Below are 4988 nucleotides of genomic sequence, written 5' to 3'. Positions count from 1 at the left end.
GTTAAATAATAAGTAATTTTAGTATATTGTATTGTTTTAAAACTTTTAAGTTGTGATGTCTGACTAAATAAAAAAATATTTAGATTCTGTAAAGAAAATTTGTCCAAAAGTATCACATCTTGAATTGAGTTACCTTGAGAAAGGATTAACCGTTTCTACATTTAATACAAAGCAGTTTTACATACAAGCCAACAAAGTTCAAGAAAGTGTTGGATTTGTTACAAAAGGACTTTTACGATCATATTACGTAAATGATGAAGGAAAAGAGATAACAGTTCGTTTCATTGCAGAAAATGATTTTGCAACAAACTACGTTGCCTTTATTACTTTGGAGCCAAGTAAGTTCTACACACAATGTATCGAACCATGTGAGATTGTCAATATTTCTTATTCACACATGCAAGATTCTTATTCAAAATATTACACATTAGAGCGTTATGGGCGTTTGATTGCTGAGGAGGTATTAAAACAACATCAAAAGCGTATAGAAAGTTTTTTGTTTGAAAATGCAGAAGAGTGTTATTTAGATTTTATAAAAACTTTCCCTAAAATATATAACAGGATTTCAATATCTTATTTGTCTTCTTACCTTGGTATAGAACGTCAATCTTTAACACGTATCAGAAAAAAAATATCTAAAAATCAAATTGACACTAATGTGTCAGGTGAAGATTTTTAAACACCTTTATTTTGCAAATCAATTATTTTAGATAATTTAATTTAAATGAAGTTGTTTATTCTGATTCATTACTTCAAAATTAGTTTTATTATCATCTAACTAAAACGATTATTGCAAATCAGAAACCAAAAGTTTATTTTGAATAATATTCTTCACATAACGTGTCAATTGTGATTGAAAAGTTAATGTTTTTTTTTAAGTCTTAACATAGATTTTGGTTTTTTCTAATAACAGATACTTATACACTAAATTACTCTATAAGTTTAAATTAACCAGGAGATTAGGGTATATCCGTATGAAAGGTTCTAAACTTTCTCTAACTTGACTTGGAATTCATAATTTTTTTTAAATTAAAATTTACAGAACTTGTTGGAATATTATCAAGTCAATTTTTTATTGTGATATATTTTTCTATTTATCCTAATTCTTTATAACATGAATATTCATAATCAAAAACAAGCTCTGTTTGTTGATACGAAAATTGGTAAAATTGCTGTTTACATTAAAGAAGTAAAAACAGATGACTTACCAATTATTTTTTTACACGGGGTGTATTTTGATCATCATTTATGGGACAATCAAATTGAATATTTAACTCAGCGGACAACTATTTCAATTGACATGCCTTTGCACGGTAAAAGTAGAATAAATATAATTTCTAATTGGACTTTGCAGGACTGTGCAAATATGTTGATAGATATATTAGATGCCCTAAATTTAAAAAAGGTTATAGCTGTTGGGCACTCATGGGGAAGCATGACTATCTTACGAGCTGCAAGCAAAAATCCCGATAGATTTTCATCCATTGGCTTTTGTAATATGCCTTTTTTATCTCCAACCAAAAAGCAAGAGGTAATTTTTGCATTGCAACATCCACTCCTTTTTTTTCGAAATTTTTATACTAGTCAAACAGCAAAATTTCTATTTGGAAGGGTTTCTCTTAAAAACAATCCTTCTTTACTAATGCAACTTAAGCTAACAATGGATATTCTTTCAAGAAAAGAGTTGATTAAAGTTGATGAAACGGTTATCATTAATGCAAAAGATGTTACCGGTTTAATTATCAATTTAAAAGTAAAAGCAATAGCTTTAATAGGGAAAGAAGATTATGTGCAAATACCACCACTGATTGAGACAATCGTTGTAGATGGAGGTCATGTAAGCCCTCTAGAAAATCCAACAGAGGTGTTAAAAATGATTAAGAGACTCGTGAGTTAAATTTATATTCATAAACCGATTTTTTCTAATTTTTGGAGATTAAGAGATATTTAAAAACAGACTTTTTTCTTAATCATATTAAAACTGTGAGGTTCTAAATAAACCTTAAACGATTAAATGTGTCAAAGACTAAATTAACAATCACAATTTTATGTCTCGACTGTTCTGTTTTTTTTTATTTATAACTTGTTTCTCATGTAGTAAGGATTATTTTATTCCCACCATATTAAGAGAACATACGACTAAAATCATACAAAATGATGGTATTTCTGTCACTGTAATTATCGATCAACCTAATTTGAAAAATGTTGATGTTTTGATGGTTTTTCACGGTACTGTTTTAAGTGATCAAGATATTTTGACTGCGGCCAATACTACACTTGACAAATTCAAGGGGATTTTGGATCGTAAAGATATGATGCTGATTAGTGTAGCTTACCCTCAAGAAAATGTACTATTAGGTGATTCAATTCTTCAGGCAGAAGCCGCTCTGTTGTGGTTAAAAAATACCGCTAACCAAGAATTAGGATTAACAGTAGGCAAAATATTTTTGGCAGGCCATTCTCAGGGTGGATATATGTTTACCCGACTTAATACCCTGCACCCAACCAATGGTGTAATTGCCAATGCACCGGGACCTTTAAATCTGGTTTATCGTTGTCAATTAGAAGAAAATGGGCAAGTTTAGCAAAGTGCAGTATGTACAAGACTAAAAAATGTATATGGTTTAACTTCGGAAAACAGTAATGCTTATTTTGAACGGTCTTTACTTAATTTTAATAATGGATTTAAATCGGATATTTTGTTTAGTACAGGGTCTTTATGATTCACCAATTCAGATGTATTCTTGGTCCATTTTCAAACAAGAGGTGTTTAATTGTACAGATTGTCAAAGCCGAAGTTTGTTGAGATTCTTGGAGATGAACATGGTTCTCTCTTTGATAGTGTTCAAGGGAAATCTGCTTTTAATTCCTTTATTGGAAGTCATTGATAGAACGTTTATTTTTTTGGCAGAAAAGATTTAAGGTGAATTTGAAGAAACTAAAATTAAACTTTTTATTCAAATTGCTATCTAAACAATAGAATTTTAAATTTTATGAAATATGATCAGATCATTTTTGTTATTGGTATTAATTTCTTTATTTGGTTGTAATAATGATGACCACTCAAATATTGCAAGTCCTTCTTTAATTCCTTATCCAGAAGGCTTGACCACTCATTATATAACCGTCAATTCTGTTAGCCGTAAGTATTTGGTATATCGTCCTGCGGGAATGACTTCTGTAAATGCTGTTGTAACAGTTTTACACGGTGGTGGTGGTACAGGATTAGGAGTTTCAAACCTTGGCGAGCATCCGCTTTCTGTTTTCAGAACACTTGCAGACATCGATAAATTCTTAGTAGTATATCCTGAAGGTTCATCTGATATTCAGGGAAATCCAGGATGGAATGATTGTAGAAGTGATGATTTTTCAGGTAGTCAAGGTGACGACATTACTTTTTTAAAACAGTTGAATGCACAATTGGTTTCAGAGTTAACTATCAACGCTTCTAAAATGTTTTTAACTGGTACAAGTAATGGCGCCTTGATGACCTTTTCCTATGCGTTTCAATTTCCAGAGACTATAAAAGCGATTGCAGTATCGAGTGGAAATCTTCCAGAGTTTCCTGAAAGTGGGGTATGTACAACAGGTTCGTCAATTCCTTTGCCCATATTGCTTACACATGGTACTAGTGATCCTGCCATGCCAGCAAATGGTGGATGTGTTGCTAATGTAGGTGGAAATTGTAATCGTGGAAAAGTAATTTCGCAGTCTGCAACTATTAACTATTGTTTGCAAAGGAATGGATTGCAAAATGAGATCCCTGTAGTTTCACAATTTGATGTTAATGTTACCGATGCCGGGAATGTTGAAAAAAGGGTATATAATGGAGCGAATCCACTTGTGTATTATGTATTGCATAACGCAGGACATCAAGTTCCAAGTAAAACCGTTTTTAGTAATTCATCGGCTGCTAGTGGTGTACAAAACCGAGATATTGAATTTGCAGAAGAAGTTTGGAGTTTTTTTAAGGGACTTCAATAAAAACAGCATACAATAGCGGTTTAGCAAAATGGCGGGTTCAGTGCTAAATTGAATTTAAGTGATTCAAAATCAGCCACTTCACCAAGCGGTATTACGATACTTTACCGAAAGTTTTTTTATTTTATGAGAAAGTGTTAATAGAGTTAGTTTTCTGTTTTTAACATTATTTGGAAATTTAAATCATTTCATTCACTATTCTAAACGAATAGACATTACTAATTAATTTATTTTCAGAGGATATTGTAACAGACAGCCTTCCAAAAAATTCATTTTTTTACACTTATATTAGAAAACGACTTTGTTTAACAAATGCAATTTAACATTACATATGAAAGTAGTCATTTTTGGCTCAAGTGGTTTTTCGGGGCACGCAATTCTAAAAAAAGCTTTATATCAAGATTATCAGGTAACCATTCTTTTTCGAAATAGGAATTCCATTCCAATGGAAGCTAAGAATGCGATATTTCTGTTGAGAATGGAAAGATAAAATTAGTAGGACAATTTATTTGGACATCAAGAAATGGTGAACATGGATTTAATATTTTTAAGGAATTATAAATAGTTTAATATGTACATAAGCTCAGAAACACCAGAACAGACCGATAATAGGTTAAGAAAAGTAATTCAGACTTCGGAACTAAAAATATATGACGTGGAGTATTTCTTTAAAGAGTGCCCTATTGAAAAATTTGAATTAGACGAGAGAGCACTTGCAATTGTCAGAGATGAAGAGGTTTGGAGTTTTTTGATACCCTCAGAAAGTTCAGAAACAGAAAACTTTAAACTATTTAGTTTTCATTTCAAAGATGGACTGGACAATAGTGGCTTTGTTGGATGGTTGGCAAGCACTATAAAAAGAGAATTAGGTACAGGTGTATTTGTAGTATGCGGACAAAATACAAGAAGAGGTGGAATTTTTGATTATTGGGGCTGTCCGGCATCTATAGCAGACGATGTAATTGAACTTGTTAGAAAGCTTAGAGAATAAAAACTGCCACCAACAC

The 4988-nt window shown here is 31.5% G+C and carries 6 protein-coding genes; all 6 read left to right on the top strand.

The genetic code is table 11. The features are described 5' to 3' along the window. Positions 1-124: 124 nt before the first annotated feature. The 6 genes from IAI56_RS15150 (at position 125) to IAI56_RS15125 (ending at position 4972) form a co-directional block, all read left to right on the top strand. Complete coding sequence (locus IAI56_RS15150) at positions 125-679, top strand: Crp/Fnr family transcriptional regulator (protein WP_204158660.1); 555 nt, start codon at positions 125-127, stop codon at positions 677-679. A 435-nt stretch (positions 680-1114) separates the two neighbouring features. Further along, positions 1115-1897 carry an alpha/beta fold hydrolase gene (locus tag IAI56_RS15145; RefSeq protein ID WP_187658660.1) on the top strand — a complete coding sequence of 261 codons (783 nt, stop codon included), beginning with the start codon at positions 1115-1117 and terminating at the stop codon, positions 1895-1897. A 151-nt stretch (positions 1898-2048) separates the two neighbouring features. Beyond that, positions 2049-2585: a hypothetical protein gene (locus IAI56_RS15140; RefSeq protein ID WP_187658659.1), complete on the top strand. Its 537-nt coding sequence runs from the start codon at positions 2049-2051 to the stop codon at positions 2583-2585. Positions 2586-3000: 415 nt separating this feature from the next. Continuing rightward, positions 3001-3984 carry a CE1 family esterase gene (locus IAI56_RS15135; protein WP_187658658.1) on the top strand — a complete coding sequence of 328 codons (984 nt, stop codon included), beginning with the start codon at positions 3001-3003 and terminating at the stop codon, positions 3982-3984. A gap of 328 nt (positions 3985-4312) precedes the next feature. Next, positions 4313-4471 (top strand): NAD(P)-dependent oxidoreductase, encoded by a 159-nt coding sequence (locus IAI56_RS15130; RefSeq protein ID WP_187658657.1) that lies wholly within the window; start codon positions 4313-4315, stop codon positions 4469-4471. Between the two features lie 81 nt (positions 4472-4552). Further along, entirely contained in the window at positions 4553-4972 is a 420-nt protein-coding gene (locus IAI56_RS15125) for a DUF6196 family protein (RefSeq protein ID WP_187658656.1), read from the top strand. Positions 4973-4988: the final 16 nt, after the last annotated feature.

This window comes from Flavobacterium macrobrachii, assembly GCF_014486675.1.
Lineage (GTDB): Bacteria > Bacteroidota > Bacteroidia > Flavobacteriales > Flavobacteriaceae > Flavobacterium > Flavobacterium macrobrachii.
Note: the sequence above shows the minus strand (reverse complement) of the source record. Positions and strands in the feature narration are given on the sequence as shown.